General features: G+C 60.2%; 23 protein-coding genes. 15 read left to right on the plus strand and 8 right to left on the minus strand.

The genetic code is table 11. The annotated features are described in order from the left end of the window. Positions 1-34: 34 nt before the first annotated feature. Both groL and groES read right to left on the minus strand, forming a co-directional pair. The gene (gene groL / locus JJ889_RS04160; protein ID WP_291891720.1) at positions 35-1,681 is read right to left on the minus strand and encodes a chaperonin GroEL; all 1,647 of its coding nucleotides are present in this window, start codon (positions 1,679-1,681) and stop codon (positions 35-37) included. Between the two features lie 46 nt (positions 1,682-1,727). Continuing rightward, positions 1,728-2,018, minus strand: a complete 291-nt coding sequence (groES, locus tag JJ889_RS04165) for a co-chaperone GroES (protein WP_291891722.1) — start codon at positions 2,016-2,018, stop codon at positions 1,728-1,730. A 274-nt stretch (positions 2,019-2,292) separates the two neighbouring features. Between groES and JJ889_RS04170 the strand changes: the two genes are divergently transcribed. From JJ889_RS04170 to JJ889_RS04180, 3 genes are all read left to right on the plus strand, one after another. Continuing rightward, positions 2,293-2,961: an OmpA family protein gene (locus JJ889_RS04170; RefSeq protein WP_291891724.1), complete on the plus strand. Its 669-nt coding sequence runs from the start codon at positions 2,293-2,295 to the stop codon at positions 2,959-2,961. 174 nt (positions 2,962-3,135) lie between these two features. Then, entirely contained in the window at positions 3,136-4,341 is a 1,206-nt protein-coding gene (locus JJ889_RS04175; RefSeq protein WP_291891726.1) for an EAL domain-containing protein, read from the plus strand. Between the two features lie 38 nt (positions 4,342-4,379). Next, on the plus strand, positions 4,380-5,222 hold the full coding sequence (locus tag JJ889_RS04180; protein WP_291891728.1) for a TIGR01459 family HAD-type hydrolase: 843 nt from the start codon (positions 4,380-4,382) through the stop codon (positions 5,220-5,222). On the opposite strand, the gene JJ889_RS04185 is transcribed toward JJ889_RS04180, so the two are convergent. Beyond that, positions 5,219-5,911 (minus strand): protein phosphatase CheZ, encoded by a 693-nt coding sequence (locus JJ889_RS04185; RefSeq protein WP_291891730.1) that lies wholly within the window; start codon positions 5,909-5,911, stop codon positions 5,219-5,221. The genes JJ889_RS04180 and JJ889_RS04185 overlap by 4 nt on opposite strands. Positions 5,912-5,964: 53 nt before the next feature. Further along, complete coding sequence (locus JJ889_RS04190; RefSeq protein WP_291891731.1) at positions 5,965-6,351, minus strand: response regulator; 387 nt, start codon at positions 6,349-6,351, stop codon at positions 5,965-5,967. A 122-nt stretch (positions 6,352-6,473) separates the two neighbouring features. Here JJ889_RS04190 and JJ889_RS04195 point away from each other — a divergent pair, with 122 nt between their 5' ends. The 6 genes from JJ889_RS04195 to mutL all read left to right on the plus strand — a co-directional run bounded on the left by JJ889_RS04195 (position 6,474) and on the right by mutL (position 14,144). Next, positions 6,474-6,917, plus strand: coding sequence for a MaoC family dehydratase (locus tag JJ889_RS04195; RefSeq protein WP_291891732.1), 444 nt, complete (start codon positions 6,474-6,476; stop codon positions 6,915-6,917). A gap of 3 nt (positions 6,918-6,920) precedes the next feature. Beyond that, the gene (locus JJ889_RS04200) at positions 6,921-7,865 is read left to right on the plus strand and encodes a bifunctional riboflavin kinase/FAD synthetase (RefSeq protein WP_291891733.1); all 945 of its coding nucleotides are present in this window, start codon (positions 6,921-6,923) and stop codon (positions 7,863-7,865) included. 176 nt (positions 7,866-8,041) lie between these two features. Then, positions 8,042-11,008, plus strand: a complete 2,967-nt coding sequence (ileS, locus tag JJ889_RS04205; RefSeq protein ID WP_291891735.1) for an isoleucine--tRNA ligase — start codon at positions 8,042-8,044, stop codon at positions 11,006-11,008. Next, entirely contained in the window at positions 11,001-11,591 is a 591-nt protein-coding gene (gene lspA, locus JJ889_RS04210; RefSeq protein ID WP_291891737.1) for a signal peptidase II, read from the plus strand. The genes ileS and lspA overlap by 8 nt, the downstream gene beginning before the upstream one ends. A 72-nt stretch (positions 11,592-11,663) precedes the next feature. Beyond that, entirely contained in the window at positions 11,664-12,206 is a 543-nt protein-coding gene (locus JJ889_RS04215) for a DUF3035 domain-containing protein (protein WP_291891739.1), read from the plus strand. 54 nt (positions 12,207-12,260) lie between these two features. Beyond that, positions 12,261-14,144 (plus strand): DNA mismatch repair endonuclease MutL, encoded by a 1,884-nt coding sequence (gene mutL, locus JJ889_RS04220; protein ID WP_291891741.1) that lies wholly within the window; start codon positions 12,261-12,263, stop codon positions 14,142-14,144. Here the strand turns inward: mutL and JJ889_RS04225 are convergent. After that, positions 14,141-15,229: a hypothetical protein gene (locus JJ889_RS04225; RefSeq protein WP_291891742.1), complete on the minus strand. Its 1,089-nt coding sequence runs from the start codon at positions 15,227-15,229 to the stop codon at positions 14,141-14,143. The two genes, mutL and JJ889_RS04225, sit on opposite strands and share 4 nt — an antisense overlap. Before the next feature lie 138 nt (positions 15,230-15,367). Here JJ889_RS04225 and JJ889_RS04230 point away from each other — a divergent pair, with 138 nt between their 5' ends. Both JJ889_RS04230 and JJ889_RS04235 read left to right on the plus strand, forming a co-directional pair. Next, positions 15,368-15,550, plus strand: coding sequence for a hypothetical protein (locus JJ889_RS04230; protein ID WP_291891744.1), 183 nt, complete (start codon positions 15,368-15,370; stop codon positions 15,548-15,550). Positions 15,551-15,671: 121 nt separating this feature from the next. After that, positions 15,672-16,655, plus strand: coding sequence for a hypothetical protein (locus JJ889_RS04235; protein WP_291891746.1), 984 nt, complete (start codon positions 15,672-15,674; stop codon positions 16,653-16,655). Between the two features lie 18 nt (positions 16,656-16,673). Here the strand turns inward: JJ889_RS04235 and rsmD are convergent, their stop codons facing one another. Both rsmD and JJ889_RS04245 read right to left on the minus strand, forming a co-directional pair. Further along, positions 16,674-17,234, minus strand: a complete 561-nt coding sequence (gene rsmD / locus JJ889_RS04240; RefSeq protein WP_291891748.1) for a 16S rRNA (guanine(966)-N(2))-methyltransferase RsmD — start codon at positions 17,232-17,234, stop codon at positions 16,674-16,676. Further along, a complete protein-coding gene (locus JJ889_RS04245; protein ID WP_291891749.1) occupies positions 17,231-18,109 on the minus strand; it encodes a pseudouridine synthase in 879 nt (292 codons plus the stop codon). Before JJ889_RS04245 ends, rsmD begins: the two co-directional genes overlap by 4 nt. A gap of 37 nt (positions 18,110-18,146) precedes the next feature. Here JJ889_RS04245 and tadA point away from each other — a divergent pair, with 37 nt between their 5' ends. From tadA to JJ889_RS04265, 4 genes are all read left to right on the plus strand, one after another. Further along, positions 18,147-18,629: a tRNA adenosine(34) deaminase TadA gene (tadA, locus tag JJ889_RS04250; RefSeq protein ID WP_291891750.1), complete on the plus strand. Its 483-nt coding sequence runs from the start codon at positions 18,147-18,149 to the stop codon at positions 18,627-18,629. Then, positions 18,619-18,951 carry a TfoX/Sxy family protein gene (locus tag JJ889_RS04255; RefSeq protein ID WP_291891752.1) on the plus strand — a complete coding sequence of 111 codons (333 nt, stop codon included), beginning with the start codon at positions 18,619-18,621 and terminating at the stop codon, positions 18,949-18,951. Before tadA ends, JJ889_RS04255 begins: the two co-directional genes overlap by 11 nt. Positions 18,952-19,056: 105 nt before the next feature. Further along, the gene (locus JJ889_RS04260; RefSeq protein WP_291891754.1) at positions 19,057-19,461 is read left to right on the plus strand and encodes a hypothetical protein; all 405 of its coding nucleotides are present in this window, start codon (positions 19,057-19,059) and stop codon (positions 19,459-19,461) included. Between the two features lie 66 nt (positions 19,462-19,527). Further along, positions 19,528-20,709, plus strand: coding sequence for a glycosyltransferase family 4 protein (locus tag JJ889_RS04265; protein WP_291891756.1), 1,182 nt, complete (start codon positions 19,528-19,530; stop codon positions 20,707-20,709). Here the strand turns inward: JJ889_RS04265 and JJ889_RS04270 are convergent. Then, positions 20,706-21,278 (minus strand): GNAT family protein, encoded by a 573-nt coding sequence (locus JJ889_RS04270; protein WP_291891758.1) that lies wholly within the window; start codon positions 21,276-21,278, stop codon positions 20,706-20,708. The genes JJ889_RS04265 and JJ889_RS04270 overlap by 4 nt on opposite strands. Positions 21,279-21,290 lie beyond the last annotated feature (12 nt).

The raw sequence follows: 21,290 nt of genomic DNA on the forward strand, positions 1-21,290 counted from the left end.
GGCCTTCGCTTGATCGGTCAGTTGACCGGCATGATTACATCATGCCGCCCATTCCGCCCATGCCACCCATGTCAGGCATGGCTGGGGCAGCGCCTTCTTCCTTCGGTGCGTCAGCGACGGCAGCTTCCGTCGTGATCAGCAGGGAAGCAACAGAGGCGGCGTCCTGCAGAGCGGTGCGTACAACCTTGGCCGGGTCGATGACACCAAACTCCAGCATGTCACCATACTCTTCGGTCTGAGCGTTAAAGCCGAAAGTCGCGCCACCATTTTCGAGGATCTTGCCGACAACGATGGAGCCTTCAACGCCAGCGTTTTCGACAATCTGACGGATCGGAGCCTGCAGGGCGCGTCCGATGATGCGAACACCCTGGGTCTGGTCTGCGTTATCGCCTTCGATACCGTCCAGCTTGCGAGACGCGCGCAGCAGAGCCGTGCCGCCACCGGTGACGATGCCTTCTTCAACCGCAGCGCGGGTTGCGTTCAGGGCGTCATCAACGCGGTCTTTCTTCTCTTTCACTTCGATCTCGGTTGCACCACCGACCTTGATGACAGCAACGCCACCAGCCAGCTTGGCCAGGCGTTCCTGCAGCTTTTCACGGTCGTAGTCCGAAGAAGTTTCTTCGATCTGGCGACGGATCTGGCCAACACGCGCTTCGATGTCAGCACGCTCGCCAGCACCGTCAACGATCGTGGTGTCGTCCTTGGTGATGTTGACGCGCTTGGCCGTACCCAGCATCTCCAGGGAAACCGTTTCCAGCTTGATGCCGAGATCTTCGGAGATGACCTGGCCACCGGTCAGGATGGCGATGTCTTCCAGCATGGCCTTGCGGCGATCGCCGAAGCCCGGAGCCTTGACAGCAGCGATCTTCAGACCACCACGCAGCTTGTTGACAACCAGCGTCGCCAGGGCTTCGCCTTCAACGTCCTCGGCGATGATCAGCAGCGGACGGCCGGACTGAACAACAGATTCGAGGATCGGCAGCATCGGCTGCAGGGAAGTCAGCTTCTTTTCGTGCAGCAGGATGAACGGCTCTTCCATGTCGGCCTGCATCTTGTCTGCATCCGTGATGAAGTACGGAGACAGGTAGCCTCGGTCGAACTGCATGCCTTCAACAACGTCCAGCTCGGTCTCGAGAGACTTGGCTTCCTCGACGGTGATGACGCCTTCATTGCCGACTTTCTCCATCGCGTGCGCGATGTCTTTACCGATCTGGGCGTCGCCGTTAGCGGAGATCGTGCCGACCTGCGCAACTTCGTCGGAACCCTTGATCGGGGTCGCCTGGGCCTTGATGTCCTCGACGATGATCGCGGTCGCCTTGTCGATGCCGCGCTTCAGATCCATCGGGTTCATGCCGGCCGCAACGGACTTCATGCCTTCGCGGACGATGGACTGAGCCAGAACCGTAGCGGTCGTGGTGCCGTCACCAGCGACGTCGTTCGTCTTGGACGCAACTTCGCGGATCATCTGGGCGCCCATGTTCTCGAACTTGTCAGCCAGTTCGATTTCCTTGGCGACAGATACGCCGTCCTTCGTGGTGCGCGGAGCGCCGAAAGACTTTTCGATCACGACGTTACGGCCTTTCGGGCCGAGCGTGACTTTTACAGCGTTGGCAAGGATGTCGACGCCCTTGAGCATGCGGTCGCGGGCATCGGAGGAGAAATATACGTCTTTAGCAGCCATTGGGCTTATTCCTTATCTGAGGAGCTGGGAGTTCTGGAAAAGCCGCTTAGGCTTCCATGATGCCCAGGATGTCGGACTCTTTCATGATCAGCAGCTCGTCGCCGCCGATGGAAACTTCCGTGCCGGACCACTTGCCGAACAGGATGCGGTCGCCAGCCTTGACGTCGAGCGCGCGAACAGAGCCGTCTTCCTTGATGGCACCGCCACCAACAGCAACGACTTCGCCTTCTTGCGGCTTTTCTTTAGCGGTATCCGGAATGATGATGCCGCCAGCGGTCTTGGACTCTTCTTCGACGCGCTTTACGAGCACGCGGTCATGCAAAGGACGAAAGGTCATCTTGGTTTTTCTCCAACAAGAGGACTGATTGAATTTCCTGCAGTGACTGGGGATTTCGGCGTTAGCACTCACCCCAGTCGACTGCTAACAGGGCGGACTTAAGCAGTGGGGACAGAACCGTCAAGGGCAGGGCGTGACTCTTTTTCCCAGTGACAGCGCCGGGAAATCTGATCAGCTTGCGTTCATTCAGTTGACGATATGCCCAGACATGGAATGCTTGTCGCATTTGTGCGTAGTATGGGCGCCAACAGGCACTCTTTGAGAGGTAAGAGTTATGAATTTTCGTATTGCAGTAGTTGGCGTCGCGGCCCTGGCCATGACCGCCTGCACGACCACGGACCCGGTCACGGGTGAAACGCGTCCGAACTACACCGGTCGCGGCGTTCTGCTGGGAGCCGCCACGGGTGCTGTCCTGGGTTATCTGACCAACACATCCGACTCCGATGAGGGTCGTACCAATGCCCTGATCGGTGCTGGTATCGGTGCGCTCGCCGGCGGTGCTATCGGCAACTATATGGATCGCCAGGAAGAAGCCATGCGCATGGCGCTCAGCGATACGGGCGTCGGTGTCCGCCGTGAAGGCAATAATCTGCGTCTGATCATGCCGGGTGATGTCACCTTCGACACCAATTCCTCGAGTATCCAGCCGCAATTCTACGCGATCCTCAATGACGTCTCTGTCGTTCTCAACCGTTATCCGGCGACTTATGTCGATGTGGTTGGACACGCCGACAGCACCGGTCCGGCGGAATACAATCAGCGCCTCTCCGAGCAGCGCGCTTCGGCGGTGGCCGGTTATCTCATCGCCCAGGACGTCATGCGTGACCGGTTTTACGTGGGTGGCATGGGCGAGCGTTCCCCGATCGCTTCCAATGACACGGCCTATGGCCGCCAGGAGAACCGTCGGGTCGAAATCCTGATCCGTCCGCACATCACGTCCTAAGTCGTGCATAACAAATGAGATTTATGCGGCCCGGCCTGTCTGGGCCGCATTTTCTTTTGCTGATATCTCCCCAGGACAGGCTTCGGGTTTACCTTCGTTAACCAAACGAAAACCCGCTGCGACACAGCTTAACCTTCGGCGAGAAGTGCCGATTCGTTGCAGAATGAGGACCGGATGTCCAAGGCAGCAGACATTCTTATCGTACTCACCTACGTCATGATCGCAGTCGTGGCGGCCTTGGGGTTTGAGTATCTTGGGCTAATGAATACGGCCTCCGCCTGGATGATGGGTGCGATCGTATTTATCGTTGCAGGCATGGCACATAGCGCCGCGGCACGCGCTGCAGAGCGAAAGGCCATGGAAGACGAGATCCATGAATTGAAGGCCGCAAACCTGGCCCTGGTGGAAGAATTCCAGGCTGCCCAGTCGCGCCTCGACGAGATTACTGACGAGCTGCGCGCCGAATCGGTTGAGCGCGACAATGCCCTCGTTCACGAGGTGCGGGTGCTGGAAGACCTGGTCCGCCGGGTTGGCGAAGTACCGGAAGAAATCCTGGCTGCTGGTGGCGAAACCGGTTCCTCTGCGGATATCGAGACAGTGAGGGATGCGCTGGAAGACAATCGTGTCGACCTGTATCTGCAACCCATTGTGACCCTGCCACAGCGCCGGATCGCCTTTTATGAGAGTTTCACCCGCTTGCGTGATGCGACGGGCCGGGTCATCACCCCGGGCAGTTTCATCGAGGCCGCCGAGCGGGCCGGCCTGATGACTGAAGTCGACAATCTCCTGCTGTTCCGCTGTGTCCAGATTGTGCGCCGGCTGACCTCGCAGGACCGCAAGATCGCGATCTTCTGCAATATCTCCCTGAATTCCCTGTCGGACGAGACCTTCTTCCCGACCTTCCTGGACTTTATCCGCCAGCACAAACACCTGGCTGGCTCGATCATTTTCGAGGTGTCCCAGAAAGCCTTTGTCGAGCGTGACGCCGTCGCCGCCCGCAATATGGCGCGCATGGCCGATTTCGGCTTCCGCTTCTCGGTGGACCAGGTGATGAATGTCGATCTCGATCTCGACGAGATGCAGCGTGCGGGGGTGCGGTTCGCGAAGATTGGTGGCGAGCGTCTGCTGACCGCGATCGATAATTTCGAGCGCATCGCGGGCGTGGATGCCGGTGATATCGCCCACGAGGACATTGCGGGCCTGTTTGCGCGTAGTGGCATCGATCTGATCGCCGACCGCGTCGAGGAAGAGGGCACGGTCGTTGAAGTGCTCGAGTTCGATGTGGCCTATGGCCAGGGTCATCTCTTTGGCTCCCCGCGGCCGGTGAAGGATGATGTGATCGAGCCGGAAGCGGAGTCTGAGGTGAGTGTCGCCGTTTAACGATTGACGCTCACCCGGGTGCCTGCTTGAAGGCGGACATGACCAAGCTCAGTGAAATTGCCAATCGATACGACGCCCTGTTCTGTGATGTGTGGGGCGTGATCCGTGGTGGCCGTAGCCTGCTCCCGCCCGCAGTTGAAGCCCTTCAGGAATATCGCAAACAGGGCGGGCGGGTCTGTCTGGTGTCCAATTCACCCCGCCGTCATCCCAGCCTGCTCGAAGCGCTGGCGGAAATGGGCTTTTCCGAGGACGCCTGGGACTGTGCGGTGACCTCCGGCGATGCGATCCACGAAGAGCTGGTGAAGCGATCCCAAGGCAAGGCCTTCAAGATCGGGCCGGACTGGGATGAGGCCCTTTATGAGGGGCTGGGCCTGGAGTTTGTCGGGATCGAAGAGGCCGACTTCATCACCTGTACTGGGCCGGACGATTACTGGAATGGTCGCCCGGAGCATTATCAGCAGGTATTGGAGGTCGCCCTGGCGCGCAAGCTGGACCTGGTCTGCGCCAATCCGGACATTATCGTTCAGGCGGGGGATCAGATGATTTTCTGTGCTGGCGCGATCGCGCGTTATTATCGCGAGATGGGTGGTTCCAGCATCGTCGCAGGCAAGCCTCACCAACCGATCTACCGGTTGGCGTTCGAAGCGCTAGCGCGAAATGGTGGGGCCGTCGATCCGGAGCGGGTGCTGGCCATCGGCGATGGTCCGGAAACCGACATCGAAGGCGCGGCGCGGGCAGGGGTAGATGCCATGCTGATTGCGGGCGGTATTCTGCAGGCTGAAATGCGAGACGACGGTTTCAGCCCTGAAACCGTCGTCGCAATCCTTGCGGAATATGGTGTTGAGGCACGCTGGATCGCGCCGCAACTGGTCTGGTCTTAGTCGAACAGGGAGTCGATCGAACCCTGGTCGAGGGCGGCATCGCCACCAGCATCGGCAAACATCGCATCAATGTCGTCCTGGCTGGTTTCCGGTCCACCGATTGCCGGACCATTGAGGAGTTGTTCGCGATTGCGTTTTTCCTCAGCCGTTTCTTCCTGCGGTCCGCCATCGGCGTCACGGACGCCCATGACTTCGGCGAAGCGGGCGACGCGGTCTTCAACGTGGCGGAGACTACCGACCACTTTGGATACGCGCTGTCCGGCCAGGTCCTGGAAGCTGCAGCTTTCGATGATTTCCATCATCTTGGCTTCAACATTGGCCCGGTAGTTGTCGTAGTCGGTCTCCTCGTCACACAGAACGGATTCTGCAGCGGACATGATGACCTCGGTGGCCTTTTCAGTGTCCGTGACGACGGCTTCCAGCTCGGCACCCGCGGTCGGGATGCGTTCTCGCTTGATATCGTTGGGACGCAGGGCGGCGATTTCGTCGCGCGTCCGGGAGATGTAATCCGCGATATAGTTGAACTCTTGGCAGATCGACTGATCGAGGGAGCTGAAGAACAGCTTCATCGTATCGGTCAGCTGGTGTGCCAGTTTCAGCACTTCCATGATCTGCGCGTCTTGTAGATCGCTGGCCTTGAGAGTGGCGAGCGAAGTCCGAACCTGCGCGGCAACATTGGCGGCGGGCATGGGGCCCTCCTTCCTTTGCAAACTCAATTCATCGTTCAGCGAACATGGCGGGCTTAGAAATCGCCCAGTACCGCTGACATTTTCGATTTGAGCGTTCCAGCATTGAACGGCTTAACGATGTAGTTGTTGACGCCGGCCTTTTTGGCGGCAACCACGTTTTCCGTTTTGGACTCTGCTGTAACCATGATGAACGGGGTCGATTTGAGCCCTTCATCGGCGCGCACTTTCTGCAGAAGCTCGTAGCCGGTCATCGGCTCCATGTTCCAGTCTGAGATCACCAGACCGTACTTGTTCTTCTGCATTTTCTCGAAAGCTTCTTGCCCGTCCGCAGCGTCATCGACGTTCTCGAATCCAATCTGCTTGAGCAGGTTGCGAATGATGCGGATCATGGTTTTGTAGTCGTCTACTACCAGGATCGGCATAGTCATTTCGACAGCCATACGTAGTCTCCATCCACTCGGCGTGTTCTTTCACAAGGACAGCTTTTTGTGCTGTCTTCAGGTGAACCCTAGACAAGCGCGGATAAAAATCGGTTAAAGCGGGAAAAAATACGGAGAGTCGCATGTCCGAACAGACCGGTATTGAACTTGAAGATATGGAAATTGGCCTTTCTGCTGAGGCGGTTAGAGTGGTTTCTGAAGAAGATTTGGAACTGTTTGCCAAAGTGTCCGGTGATTACAATCCCGTGCACATGGACGAAGAATTTGCGCGCAAAACGCCTTTTCGCGGTCGAATTGCACATGGTGCACTGATCGCATCATTCATTTCCGGTGTGCTTGGAAACCAGCTCCCGGGACCGGGGGCGATCTTCCTCGGGCTGAACATGCGCTTTGCCCTGCCGACCCGGATCGGTGACGAAGTGACCACCCGCGTGACCGTCAAATCGGTTGACCTGAAATCCCGCAAGGCGGTTATGGATTGTGTGTGCATGGCCGACGGCAAGGAGCTGATGCGCGCGGAAGCCGAGGTCATGGTCCGCAAGCGCCGCAAGAAAAAGGACGTGTAACACTTGCGCGTCTGGGACGGATATGACGCCATCGAGGCTGAGGGACGGGGCTGTGTCATTGCCCTGGGCAATTTCGATGGCGTGCATGCAGGACACCAGGTGGTGATCGAGCGGGCGCGAGAGCTGGCCGAAGCCATGGATGCCCCGCTGGGCGTCGCTTTGTTTCAGCCGCACCCGCGACGCTTCTTTGCGCCTGACGCGCCGCCTTTCCGCATCATGAGTGCTGGCGGCCGCAATGCGCGGCTTGCCGCGCTGGGCGTGTCCCACGTCTTCCAGCTCGAATTCAATGCGGCGATGGCCCAGATGTCGCCGCAAGTCTTTGTCGAGGACGTGCTTAACCAGGGGCTGGGCGTTTGCGGTGTAGTGACTGGCGCTGATTTCCACTTTGGCCACCGCCGCGCCGGAACGACCAAGGATCTGACCGCTCTCGGCGATGCTCGCGGCATTCGCACCGATTTTGCCGAGCTGCTGGACAATGGTGTCGACAAGATCTCCTCGACCCGTATTCGCAAGGCCATCGCTGACGGCGCCATGGATGCCGTGAGGGTGTTGATGGGCCAGAGCTGGGTCGTTGAGGGGGAAGTCGCCCACGGCGACAAGCGTGGCCGCACGATCGGTTTCCCCACCGCCAATGTCGACATGTCTGATTATGTTCGTCCCGAACACGGTGTCTATGCTGTGCGCGTGGGCATTGATGGCGAAGCGGCGGAACGCCCGGCTGTCGCCAATTTCGGCTATCGCCCCACAGTGGACGGGCTGACCGAGCGCTTCGAAATACATCTCTTCGACTTTGACGGCGATCTGTATGGCAAGACACTCAGCGTCGCCTTCGAAGCCTTTATCCGGCCCGAGATGAAGTTTGACGGGCTGGATGCGCTGAAGGCACAGATCGCAACGGATGCGGCAACAGCGCGCGACTTGCTGAGCGCTGCGGCTGGACCGTCCTGACGGCCTCTGTTACACGCGGTGCATGGTCCAATCTGAATTGCATACGACGTTCGAGAATATGGCTGCGGCCATAGCGGCGCGCCGAATTATCGGCCCGGGCTGCCGGGCTTGATGCTCGCAGTTCCGGGTAGTGCGAACACGTTTGTAATTGATCCATATTCCAGGGACTGAATCCGATGACGGATACCACGGCCGATAACGGCACCGAGACCACCCGCGATTACCGCCCGACGCTTTTCCTTCCTGAGACCGATTTCCCCATGCGGGCCGGTCTGCCCAAGAAGGAGCCTGAATGGCTGGCGCGCTGGGAAGAACTGAACGTCTACGAAAACCTGCGCGCGCAGAGCGAAGGCCGCGAGCGCTGGGTCCTGCATGACGGCCCACCCTATGCCAATGGTCACATCCATATCGGTACGGGTCAGAACAAGATCCTCAAGGACATCGTCGTTCGCTCGCACCAGATGCTGGGCTTTGATGCGCCTTACCGTCCGGGCTGGGACTGTCACGGCCTGCCGATCGAATGGAAGGTCGAACAGAATTTCCGCGCCAAGGGCAAGCGCAAGGATGACGTTCCGAAAAAGGAGTTCCGCGCAGCCTGTCGTGAGTATGCCGAGGAATGGGTTGGCGTTCAGCGTGACGAGTTCAAACGCCTCGGCGTCGCCGGCGAGTGGAATGATCCCTACACCACGATGGCTTTCTCTGCGGAAGCCGCGATCGTGCGCGAATTCCTGAAATTCGTTGAACAGGGTCTCGTCTTTTCCGGCTCTGCACCGGTGATGTGGTCGCCGGTCGAACAGACCGCCCTGGCCGAGGCCGAGGTCGAGTACCAGGACAAGACGTCTTCCACGATCTTCGTGAAATTCCCGGTCCGAGGTGTTCGCAAGGATGGCTCGGCGGTTCCCAAGGAATGTGTCGGTGCCCATGTCGTCATCTGGACGACCACCCCGTGGACGATCCCGGGCAACAAGGCGATCTGCTATTCGCCGGACGTGCGTTACGGCCTCTACAAGATCACCGCGATGAAGGCGACGGATTTTGCGCCCTGGTCGATGCCGGGTGACACGCTGATCGTCGCCGACAATCTGTGGGAAGAAACCAAGGAAGCCGCTTTCATCGAGCGCGCTGACCGGATCTGCAATGTCGATCCGTCCGGCCTGGTCTGTTCGCACCCGCTGTTCGAGGCAGATCGGTTCTGGAACTATCCGGTGCCGCTGCTGGCGGGTGACCACGTCACTGACGAAGCCGGTACGGGCTTTGTCCACACGGCCCCCAGCCATGGCGCGGAAGACTATGTTGCCTGGATGGAAAATCCGGAATGGCATGACAAGCAACAGCCGGTTCCGCACATGGTGGGCGAGGACGGGTCGTATTACGATCACATCCCGCTGTTTGCCGGCCTGCACATCATCCGCCTGGACGGCAAGAAACAGGGCCAGGACGGTCCGGCCAACAAGGCGGTGATGGATCAGCTGATCGAGCAGGGCAAACTGCTGGCGCGCGGTCGTCTGGAACACTCCTATCCGCACTCCTGGCGGTCCAAGGCTCCAGTCATCTTCCGCAATACGCAGCAGTGGTTCATCGCCATCGATCGCCCGATGAAGACGGGCGGCACGCTGCGTGAAGCGGCGCTCAAGGCCATCGGCGAGACCGAATGGACGCCGCCGCAGGCAGAAAACCGCATCCGTTCCATGGTCGAGGGGCGCCCGGACTGGCTGGTCTCGCGCCAGCGTGCCTGGGGCGTGCCGCTGACCATGTTTGTCGAAAAGGGCACGGGCCACGTTCTTAACGACCACAAGGTCCATGAACGCATTGTCCGCGCCGTCGAGGAAGAGGGCGCCGACGCCTGGTTCGAGCGTCCCTCCGAGGATTTCCTGGGCAGCGATTACAAGGCTGATGAATGGGAGAAGGTCACCGACATCCTGGATGTCTGGTTTGACAGTGGTTCCACACACGCGTTCTCGCTGGAGGACCGCAAGAGCCAGAAATGGCCGGCGGATCTCTACCTGGAAGGGTCTGACCAGCATCGCGGCTGGTTCCAGTCCTCCCTGCTGGAGAGCTGCGGTACGCGTGGACGTGCGCCCTATAATGGTGTCCTGACCCACGGATTTGTCATGGCCGGCGATGGCCGCAAGATGTCCAAGTCGCTGGGCAATACGCTGGCCCCCAACGAGATTGCCAAGAAATACGGCATCGAGATCATGCGTCTCTGGGTGGCAGCCCAGGAGTTCACGATGGATCTGCGTATCTCCGAGGAGATCCTGCAGACCAGCGTCGACGCCTATCGCAAGCTGCGCAACACGATGCGCTATCTGCTGGGCGCGCTGGACGGTTTCGATAACACCGAGGCCCTGCCATATGACCGCATGCCGTCGCTGGAACGCTGGGTTCTGCACCGCCTGACCGAGCTGGATGAGGTCGTGAAGTCCGGCTACGAGGCCTATGACTTCAAGAAGGTCTATTCGGCACTGTTCAATTTCTGCGTTGTCGACCTGTCCGCCTTCTATCTCGATGTGCGCAAGGACAGCCTCTACTGCGACCGTCCGGACAGTGACCGCCGCCGCGCCTGTCGCACGGTGATGCATGAAGTCTTTATGCGTCTGACGGCATGGCTGGCTCCGATCATGCCCTTCACCATGGAAGAAGCGTGGCTTTCACGCTTCCCATCCGAGACGGACAGCGTGCACTACCGCACCTTCCCGGAAACACCGGAAGACTGGCGTGACGGTGGGCGTGCCGAACGCTGGCAGACAATTCGTCGTCTGCGCCGCGTTGTGACCGGTGCCCTGGAAGTTGAACGCCGTGAAAAGCGGATCGGTTCCAGCCTGGAAGCAGCGCCGAAAGTCTATGTGACCGATCCAGCCTATCGCGAGGCCCTGAGCGCGGAAGCCGGTGGGGATCTGGATGAATTCCTCGCCGAGATCTCCATCACCAGCCAGGCGAGCCTGGTCGATGAAGCCGGACCGGACAGCGCCTTCCGCATCGAGGATGTCAATGACATCTCTGTCGACCCGGGCAAGGCGGATGGCAGCAAATGCGCGCGCTCGTGGAAATACTCCCCGGATGTCGGTTCCGACCCGCGTTATCCCGACGTCACCCCGCGTGACGCGGATGCGCTGGCTTATTGGGACAAGCTGAATGGCTAATCCAGCCAGTGAAGTGCTGAAACGATTGTCTCAACCGGGTCATGCTCGGCTGGGCCTTTCGCTGGCGGGCGGCATTATCTTGCTGGATCAGCTGAGCAAGTGGCTCGTGCTCAACGGGCTCAATTTTTCGCCGGCAGGCTGTCTGGACTTTCAGCTGGGCCGCGAAGGCGGGCTGAATACGTGCGGGCATCTGGAAATCTCCCCGATCTTTGACCTGACCATGGTCTGGAACAAGGGTGTGAGCTTTGGCCTGCTGGGCGCGGACAATATCATCGGTCGTCTCGTCCTGATCACGTTCTCGCTGGTGATTTCCGGCGTCCTGATCGCAGGCCTGCTGGGGTACGGGCCGCTCAAGGTGGATCGCAAGCTGGTCGTGATAGCCTTTGGCATGATCATCGGCGGAGCAATTGGCAATGTTGTCGATCGCATCCTGTTTGGTGCTGTTGTCGACTTCCTCAATTTCTCTGATGTCTGGTTCCCCTGGGTCTTCAACGTTGCTGATGTGGGGATCAATGTGGGTGTCGGTCTGATCATACTCGACATCATCCTGAATGAGCGGCAGGGTGACCCCGACAAGTCTTGATGGACTCCGGGCTGGAGCTTGGGGCAAGATGCCGCTAAACATGTGCCCAATCGAATTTGGAGCTTAACCAAAATGCGTTTGCGTTCCGCCATTTTTGCCGCCCTCGGGGTGTCCCTGGCCGTTTCCGGCTGCAGCAGTGTAGGCCGTGCTGTGTCTTCCGAGCGCAATGCGCCGGATGAATTCCGCACCGTGACGATTGCGCCGCTGACCGTGCCGCCGGAATACAATCTGCGCCCGCCGCGCCCAGGTGAGCCGCGTCCGGAAGAAATCTACCCGGACCAGCGCGCACGTGCAGCCCTGCTGGGTTCAAGTGCAGCATTTGAAGGCTCCGACGCCGAGGCACTGCTTGTTGCTCAGGCGGGTGGTGGAGCGGCTGATCCGTTCATCCGTTCCATTATCGACGGTGAGACGGCCAGCGTTGTGCGCAAGAACCGTGGTTTCGCTGACCAGATCCTGTTCTGGCGCGATGGCGAGTATCGCCCGCCGGTTGATGCGACCCCGCTCGACGCCGCCGACGAAGCCGAGCGCCTTGAAAGCGTCAACAGCGTGACTGGTGGGGGCGAGATCGAAATCGAACGCGACCGCGACCTGCTGCCGAAACTGCCGGGCCTCTAGGCGCCAGCTGTTTCAGCTCTTGACCGACTCAGGGCCAGCCGAAAGGTTGGCCCTATGTCTTTGAGCGTGACCAAACCCGTCATCCGCCGGCTGTCGCCGGAAACCATCAACCGGATCGCTGCCGGTGAGGTGGTTGAACGGCCGGCTTCTGTCATCAAGGAACTGGTCGAGAATGCGCTGGACGCTGGTGCGCGCCGCATCGACATCAACGCTGAGGGCGGTGGCCTGTCCCGGCTCGTCATCGAGGATGATGGTAAGGGCATGTCCCCCGAAGAGCTCGAACTTTGCATCGAGCGCCACGCGACGTCCAAACTCCCTGTCGGAGACGATGGCGCGGATGACCTCCTGAACATCGGTACAATGGGGTTTCGCGGCGAGGCGATCCCGTCGATAGGCTCCATTGCACGCCTCTCCATCGTGACCCAGGCCCGTGGCGAGGGCGATGCCTGGACCATCACGGTCGAGGGCGGTGTGAGTTCAGGCGCGGCGCCAACCGCACCGCTTGGCCGGTCTGGCACCCGGGTCGAGGTTCGCGATCTGTTTTATGCCACGCCGGCACGCCTGAAATTTCTCAAGAGCGAGCGTTCGGAAAACCAGGGTATTTCCGATGTCATCAAGCGCCTCGCCATGTCGCGTCCCGATGTCGGTTTTTTCCTGACCCTGGATGGCCGCAAGCGCTTCTCCGTTGCCGCCGAGGACGATGAGAGCGTTGCCAGCCGCAAGGCCCGTATGGCGGCTGTGCTCGGCGCGGACTTTGGCGACAATGCGCTGGAAGTTGACCAGGAGCGCGAAGGGGTTCGCGTGACCGGTTTTGCCAGCCTGCCGACTTATTCGCGCGGCAATTCCCTGCATCAATATCTCTTCGTCAATGGTCGACCGGTACGTGACAAGCTGTTGGGCGGTGCCGTGCGCGGAGCTTACCAGGATTTCCTGGCCCGTGATCGATACCCGGTTGTGGCGCTGAATGTGGAATTGCCGACCGACCAGGTGGACGTGAATGTGCATCCGGCCAAGGCCGAAGTGCGTTTTCGCGACGCGGCGCTGGTGCGCGGTCTGATTGTCGGCTCCCTGCGTCATGCGCTGGCCGCGGCCGGCCACCGCGCCTCGACGACCGTGTCCGGATTTGCGTTGGGCGCGGCGCGCCCGGAAGGCTTCAATAGCGGTCCTCGTCCCGCCTATCAGTCTGCCGCTTCGCATGTGGCCGGCTGGGGGCGCCCGCCGATACCTTCAGAGCCCACGCAGGCGGAGGTCTTTGATCCGGGCCTTTCGGTGCGGATGGAAACGCCCGGTTTCGAAACGGGTTCGGCTCAGGGCGAGCTACCGCCGCAGCCGGTTCCTGAAACCCAGTCTGAGCCGAGCTGGCCACTGGGGGTCGCCCGGGCGCAATTGCACGAAACCTATGTCGTCGCCCAGACCGGTGATGGCATTGTCATTGTCGACCAGCACGCCGCCCATGAACGCCTTGTCTATGAGCGCATGAAGAAGATGATTGCCGAGACCGGTGTTCAGCGTCAGCGCCTGCTTGTGCCCGAGATTGTCGATCTCGACGAGAACGAGGCGCGTCGCTTGCTGGACCGCACGGAAGAACTCGCCGAGCTGGGTCTGGTGGTCGAGGCATTTGGTGCGGGTGCAATCGCCGTGCGCGAAACGCCAGCCTTGCTCAAGAAGCTGGATGTCCAGGGCCTGATCCGTGATCTTGCGGACGACCTGGCCGCCTATGATCAGGCCTTGTCTCTAAAAGAAAAGCTTGAGGACGTCGTCGGCACCATGGCCTGTCATGGCTCAGTTCGATCCGGCCGCCGTCTAACCGGTGAGGAAATGAACGCGCTGCTACGGGAAATGGAAGCGACCCCGCATTCCGGCCAGTGCAATCACGGCCGTCCGACCTATGTCGAACTGAAGCTGGCTGATATCGAACGATTGTTCGGACGGCGCTAGGCCGCGATGTTTTGGTATTGCCCGCCGAGCACTGCAGCGAATTCATGATAGATGTCATAGGCATCATCAACTTCGAGCCGGTTCGGCAGTTTCTCGGGCAGCCGGAAGTCCCAGAAGCTGCAGATATGGTTGATGGCCGCCAGATCTTCACCGATCGAGATGAACAGGCTCGGCGCGCGCAGGAGGAAACTGCGAAATGCGCCAGGGTCATTCTTGTTCACCAGCGCATCGAACGCCTGGTCGTAGGCCTTCATCGAATTTTCGACGGACTTGAATTTCTCGGCAACGGTTCGAAGGATGGACCTGCGTGTCAGGTCCAGCTGTTTTTCATCTTCCGGATGAGCGCGAATAAAGCGCGTAGAGATCATGCGGTTTGCCGTGCGCCGGATTTTCGGCTGCAGGTCCGAGATGTTCCACTTGTAGTACAACAATCCCTTCCAGCCGAAGAGGCCTTGCTCATATTCTTCCGGATCAAGCCGCAGCGTCTGGCGCAGCGGTTCCAGGGATGAGGATTGTTCGTTGCGCATGATCAGCTGCGCCAACTTGATCGAGATGGCCTTGGCCTCCGGTCCGGAAATTCCGTAGGCAAGCTCGACGAGGGAACCGATCTGACCCTCGACATATCCCTCCACCTTCGCCAGGTCAGCTTCGGAGATATCGAAGTAACAGCTGGAGACGGCTGACCCCGAGTGCTGCACCCGCTCGCGCAGGAGATACGGATCAAGCGAGGGCAGGCGGGCGAACTCCTTAAGTACAGCCAGATCTCGCTCGAACTCGACCGGGTCCACTTCCGTGCCCAGGGCCTCATCCAGAGCGGACTGAAGATTGCGCTGCTCGATGAAAAAACTGAAGCCACCAAGTCCCAGATCATCATGATCGAGCGCAAACACCACCTTCGTCGCGGTTTGCTGCTCGGACTCCACTAGATCCCGCTCATTGGCGCGGATCGTGTGCTTGATGAAGATCGCCTGGTTCAGGCGGTGGTTCAGGAACAAAGGCTGTTGGGTGTACTCGTCGGTTTCGCGGTAACGTTCCTTCACTCTCAACAAGTTGAGAATGCGGGCTGTGGATGCGGAGTCCCGCACCTGTGCCAAACTTCTGACTTTGAAACCCGCAGACATGATTGCACTTTCGCTCGATCTGATGAGGGTGATGCCGCAGTCTTGGAATTGAGTAAAGTTTTAGTGAAACGCGTGGTTAAGGCGCTGCTAATTCAGCCGCTCGTGCGTCGACCGTCGCAGGAACAGGACTTTCGCGGCGCCATAATCCTTTATGACAAAAGCGGCTCAGCCTGGCGCGCCGAAGCCCGATGCGGAGCGCTGGGGCTGGCCCGGGCGAAGTTTTACAAGACCGAGGCGGTCGTCCAGACTGGAGACGGTGTCCGCGATCGCCACGCCGCCCATTAACGTCTCGAATGACCGCGCCTGTACCGTCGACGCTGATTAATGCAGCGCTGTGAGCCTGCAAAATTCATTGCGTAATCACCTCGGATAGCCGAGCGTGAAATTCTGTTTTCAGGGGGATTTCATGTTCAGTCTGTTCTTGTCGCTGGCCCTGCACGTGCAGCCGGCCGAAGCGCCGCAACTTGATGCCGAGGGGCGCATAATTCATGTCGAGGTCTTCGATGATTTCGACGCGGATGGTGTGGAGGACCGGGCCTATATTTCTCAACCTCCCGAAGGCGGTGGGCTGGACCTGACGATCGAGGCCTCGACGGCCGGCCGGTTTGACTATCCCGGTGTGCTCTGGGGACGGTATGACTGGGGCGGGCAGGCACCGGCTCTCACCCTCGCCGGCAATGGCTCGCTCGTGCTGCATACGATGAATGAATCCGTTGGCCGTTCGCGCTGGAGCCAGCGTCTGACGATTGCCTATCGCGACGGCGAATTCCGCCGGGCGGGTCTTACCTATACGTGGCGCGATACGATCAATATTGCCAATTTCGGCGAGTGCGATGTCAATTTCCTGACCGGGCGCGGTGTGCGCAAGGGCGTAGAAGTTGCGGTCCCTGTTTCCGCCATTCCGCTACCGGGGGGCATGGAGGACGTGCCGCCGGAGTGCCGCGCGTTCGAGTTGGACCCGATCGAGACATCTGGCGACGTTGATGGCGACGGCCTGGAGGATCGCATCATTGCTGACACGTCCGACCTAGAGATGATAACAAATTTGAAGGTCGAGACATCCTCGTCGGGGGAGTACCAAATCAACGACGTCTTCTTCGGAAGTGCGCCGGCGATCTCTGTCTCGGACCGGGGTTCGGTGTTTGTCGATGTCACGCCGGACGATCTGTCAGAGAGCCGCCTGACGCTTGTCCTGCGCGAGGGCCAGTTCCTAGTAGCCGGTGTGACCTCGCGATGGCGCGAGCGCTATGACTCAGACACGGTCCATGAATGTGACGTCAATTTGCTGACCGGTCGCGGGGTCCTGGATGGCGAAGCCTTCTCGACCGACGTCGAGGCGTTCCCGCTGACGGGCGAACAGAGGCTGACGCCGGGTCGCTGCGAGCTCTGAGCCTGCGGCGTTGATTGATCAGGCGCGGCTCAGAAACAGCACCTTGGCCGCGCCGTAGTCCTTCTGGGCCTCGACCTTCCAGCCGCTGACATCGGGCTGCTCGTCCGCCCCGACTTCCAGCACGGCAATGGCGTGGTCGGACAGCCAGGCGCCCGCGACCAGACGTTTCAGACATTGCTCCCCAAGCCCCTGGCCATAGGGCGGGTCCAGGAACACCAGATCGAACGGGGCGCCCAGATTGGCCGGTTTTTCACCCAGGGCTGTCGCATCGCGGCGGTGCAGGCGCGTATGACCGAATAATTGCAGCGCATCGATATTATCGCGGATCGCGCCGCGTGCGGCTGCCTCTGTTTCCACGAACAGGCAGAAGCCGGCCCCGCGTGACATGGCCTCAAGCCCAAGAGCGCCGGAACCTGCAAACAGGTCAATGACGCGGGCATCTTCCAGCTCAGTTGCCCAGTCCGCATGCGCCAACACATTGAACATGGCTTCACGGGCCCGGTCCGAGGTGGGCCGGGTATTGCGTCCCTTGGGGGCCGCGAGGGCGCGTCCCTTGAAGCGACCGCCCACTATTCTCATGAACGCGGCCCCTTGTTCTTGTTCGGCCGTGACTGGTGTGTCCGAGAGGGTGGGCGTGGCGCGGAGGGTCGCTTGTTGCGGGTCGGTTTGCGCAGGGGCGGCTTTTTCTTGGCGACAGCCTCTCCCGAGATGTCGCCCAGCTCGACCATGTGGCCACACTGGTCCTTGAGCACGCGGTGCGGCACGACCTTGATTTCGTTCTTGTCGAGCTGACCCAGTTGGAAGGGTCCATAAGCGGTTCGGATCAGGCGGTTCACGCGCAGACCTACGGAATCGAGCGCCTTGCGGACCTCCCGGTTCTTGCCTTCACGGATGCCGATATTGAGCCAGATATTGTGACCCGTCTCGCGTTCGACCTCGACTTCCATCGGGCCGTATTTGATGCCCTCGACCGTGACGCCCTTGCGCAGTTTTTCGACTGCGGCATTGTCCACGCGGCCATAGGCACGGGCCTTGTAGCGACGCATCCAGGCGGTGGAGGGCAGTTCCAGCGCGCGCGCCAGCTCGCCGTCATTGGTCAGCAGCAACAGGCCTTCCGAGGTCAGATCGAGACGGCCGACCGAAATTACACGGCCCAGATCCTTGGGTAGTTTCTCGAAAACGGTCTCCCGACCTTCCGGATCGCGATGGGTTGTCACCAGTCCCGTTGGCTTGTGATAGCGCCACAGGCGGGTAGGCGCTTTCTCCTCGACCAGGTTGCCATCGACCTCGATGGTTTCCTTGCCGGTGACCTTGAAGGCCGGCGTGTCGAGCACCTTGCCGTTCACACGAACACGCCCCGCCTCGATCATGCGTTCAACTTCGCGGCGCGAGGCAATCCCGGCGCGGGCGAGGAATTTGGCGATGCGTTCGGAATTGTCGGCAGGTGCGGTCAAGCTTGACCCTTTCGCAGATGAGTTCTAGGCCGCCAGTATGACGGACGCGCGGGATACACGGTTTATGCAGCGAGCGCTAGAACTTGCGCAGCAGGCTGCGGATATGGGCGAGGCGCCGATTGGCGCGGTGATCGTTGATCCTGAAACCGATCAGATCATTGCCGAGGCCCACAATCAACCGATCAGCGACCAGGACCCAACGGCCCATGCCGAAATCCTGGCCCTGAGAGCCGCGGCGAAGGTGTTGGGAAACTACCGGCTGACCGGGCTGGAAATGTTCGTGACACTTGAACCCTGCGCCATGTGCGCCGGCGCCATCAGCCATGCCCGGATCGGACGGCTGGTCTTTGGTGCGTCGGATGAAAAGGGTGGGGCAGTGGAGCACGGTCCCAGGTTTTTTGAACAGCCGACGTGTCACTGGCGCACCGAGATCCGGTCCGGAGTGCTTGCCGAGGAAAGCGCGGACTTGCTGCGCTCCTTTTTCCGTGCCCGACGAAAGGCCAGGTCCGATGCCTCATGATCCCGATCTCGCAGACCGTATGGAAGCCGCCTTGCGCGAACGCGGTGTTGATCCGGTTCCCAAGAAAATGTTCGGCGGCGTCGCCTTCATGGTGAACGGCAATATGAGTTTCGGCACCTCCAACGAGGAGATGCATGTGCGCGTCGGGCCGGACCAGTACGGGGCCTCCCTCCAGCGCCCGGGTGCGCGATTGATGGAGTTTACCGGCCGGGCCATGAAGGGCTGGATCACGGTCGACGGGCCGGCTGATCTCAGTGATGGGGAACTCGGCGAATGGGCGCAGCTCACACTGAATTTCGTAGAGACCCTGCCGGCCAAATAATTGGTCAATTCGGGTAATCCCGAACACGTCATAAAACCTTGATTTGAAATAACGTCGTGCACGGAAGATCTAGAGCACGGTTTTGACGGGCTGGACCTGATTCCGATGCTGACTGTAATTGCGCTGGTGACGGCACTTCTGGGCCATTCGAACTCAACCCTGGCGCTCGACCAGTGTCTGGAAGACCGTCTGGTTCTGCGTGATGTGACGATCGCAGACGGATCCGGCCGCTGGAGCCACCAGGATGTCCTGATCGAGAATGGCCGTTTCGCCGCCATGGGTCGCGCGCTGGAGATTGAGAGCGACGTCGAGATCGCAGAGATGACGACGTCCGGCGCTGTCCTGTCCCCGCTGGTCGAGCGCGATGTCATCCTGGTCCAGGCCAGTTACAGCACAGATAGCGCCATGCTGATGGTCGGTGAGGACGCGGATTTCTCCATGTCTACCGCCGACGGCGCTCACCTGGCGGACTTCCGCCGGGGTCAGCCGATCGGACAGTGCGGCCTCTAGGCTGAACCTTTTCTTCCCTCTCAATGCATGTCAGTAAAAATCCGGATGTGCCGGAGGGGCAGTGCGTTGAAAATCCTTATGGTTCATAGCCGCTACCAGCAATTGGGCGGCGAGGATATCTCGACCCGCAATGAAGCCCGGTTGTTGCGTGATGCGGGCCATGAGGTCGAGCTGGTAGAATACGACAATCACGAGATCGAGCAGATGGGCGCCGCGCGGGCGGGCCTGCGCGCGATCTGGTCCCGTACGGCACGGCGCGACCTCTCGGCCCGGCTGGCCGGCGGTGGTTTCGATATCCTGCATGTCCAGAACTATCTGCCGATGGTCTCGCCCGCCGTCCTGCGACTGGGCAAGCGTTATGGCGTCGCAACCATCCAGGCGCTGCGCAATTACCGGCTGATCTGTACCAAGGCCCAGTTTTTCCGGGACGGGAAGGATTGTCATGACTGCCTGGGCAAGGCCTTGCCCTGGGCGGGGCTGAAACATCGCTGCTATCGCGACAGCCTGCCGGCAACCTTGGCACTCACTGGCATGATCGCGACGCACCGTATGATCGGGACCTGGTCGCGGGAAACAGATGCCTTCATCGCAGTGTCCGAATATGTGCGCTCGAAATATCTCGAGGGCGGGTTTGATCCGGACAAGGTCTATGCCAAGCCGAATGTCGTCGCATCAGCCGGGTCTGCCAGCACGGCCGTGACACGCAAGCTGGTCTATGTGGGGCGGCTGTCGGCGGAAAAGGGTGTGGACGTGCTGATTGAGGCCTGGCGCAGGGCCGGGGTCGACGGCGAGCTCGTCATTGCCGGCGATGGTCCAACCCGTGAGACGCTTCAACAGCAAGCAGCCGACCTGTCCGGTGTGCGTTTCCTGGGCCGCATTCCCAGCCAGGATGCGAGGGCCCTGATGCGTGAGGCGCGCGCCATGGTGATCCCGTCGATCTGGGCCGAACCCTTCCCGCGTACCGGTGTGGAGGCCATGTCAGACGGCACGCCGGTGATCGGGGCATCCACGGGCGGAATTCCCGAACTGTTTCCGGATCGACGCGGCGGCGCGCTCTATGCCGCTACGGATGCTGAGGCGCTGGCAATGGAAATCCGCGAGCTGTTTACGAGCGATGAGAAGGCTGCTCACTGGCGCGCTGACGCCCGCGCCGTATTCGATGAACATTTCTCGCCCGCTGCTGTTACCCGCCGCACCGAAGAGATCTATGCGGCCGCCATTGCGCGCCGGAAGGCCCGTTCCGCCTAAAGGCGCGCTTCCAGTCCTGCGCTGACAGCGGGCCATTCATCCTTGAGGACAGAGAACCAGACGGTGTCGCGGAAGTCGCCCCGCCAGGTCCTGGTATGGCTGCGAAGCGTGCCTTCATAGGTCGCGCCCATCTTTTTCATCGCATTCTGGGAGTGTTTGTTGAGGCCGTGGGTCTTCAGCTCGACCCGCTGGGCACCACACGCGAAGGCGCGGCCGAGCAGAAGATGTTTGCAGGCCGGATTGATCCGGGTCCCGCGCATCGCCGCCTCATACCAGGTCCAGCCAATCTCCAGGCGTTCATGTTTCGGGCTGATCACCAGGAAGGATGAATGTCCCACATAGCGTTCATCCGCTTTGGACCAGACTGCATGGGAAATCTGATCGCCCTTGTCCTGGCCGGCCAGCATGAGGTCGAACCAGGCGTCAAAGAAGGCACCATCTCCGCGAATGGTTGTCAGCTGCCAGGTCTGCGGATCATTCGCCGGGCCTCGCAGTTGTTCGCGGTGGCGCTCCTCGAGGGGTTCGAGGCGGACAATGTGGTTCTCCAGAGTGATCGGATCGAGGTGCACGCACTAACTCCC

Origin of the sequence: Maricaulis sp., assembly GCF_017643475.1 — a bacterium.
Lineage (GTDB): Bacteria > Pseudomonadota > Alphaproteobacteria > Caulobacterales > Maricaulaceae > Maricaulis.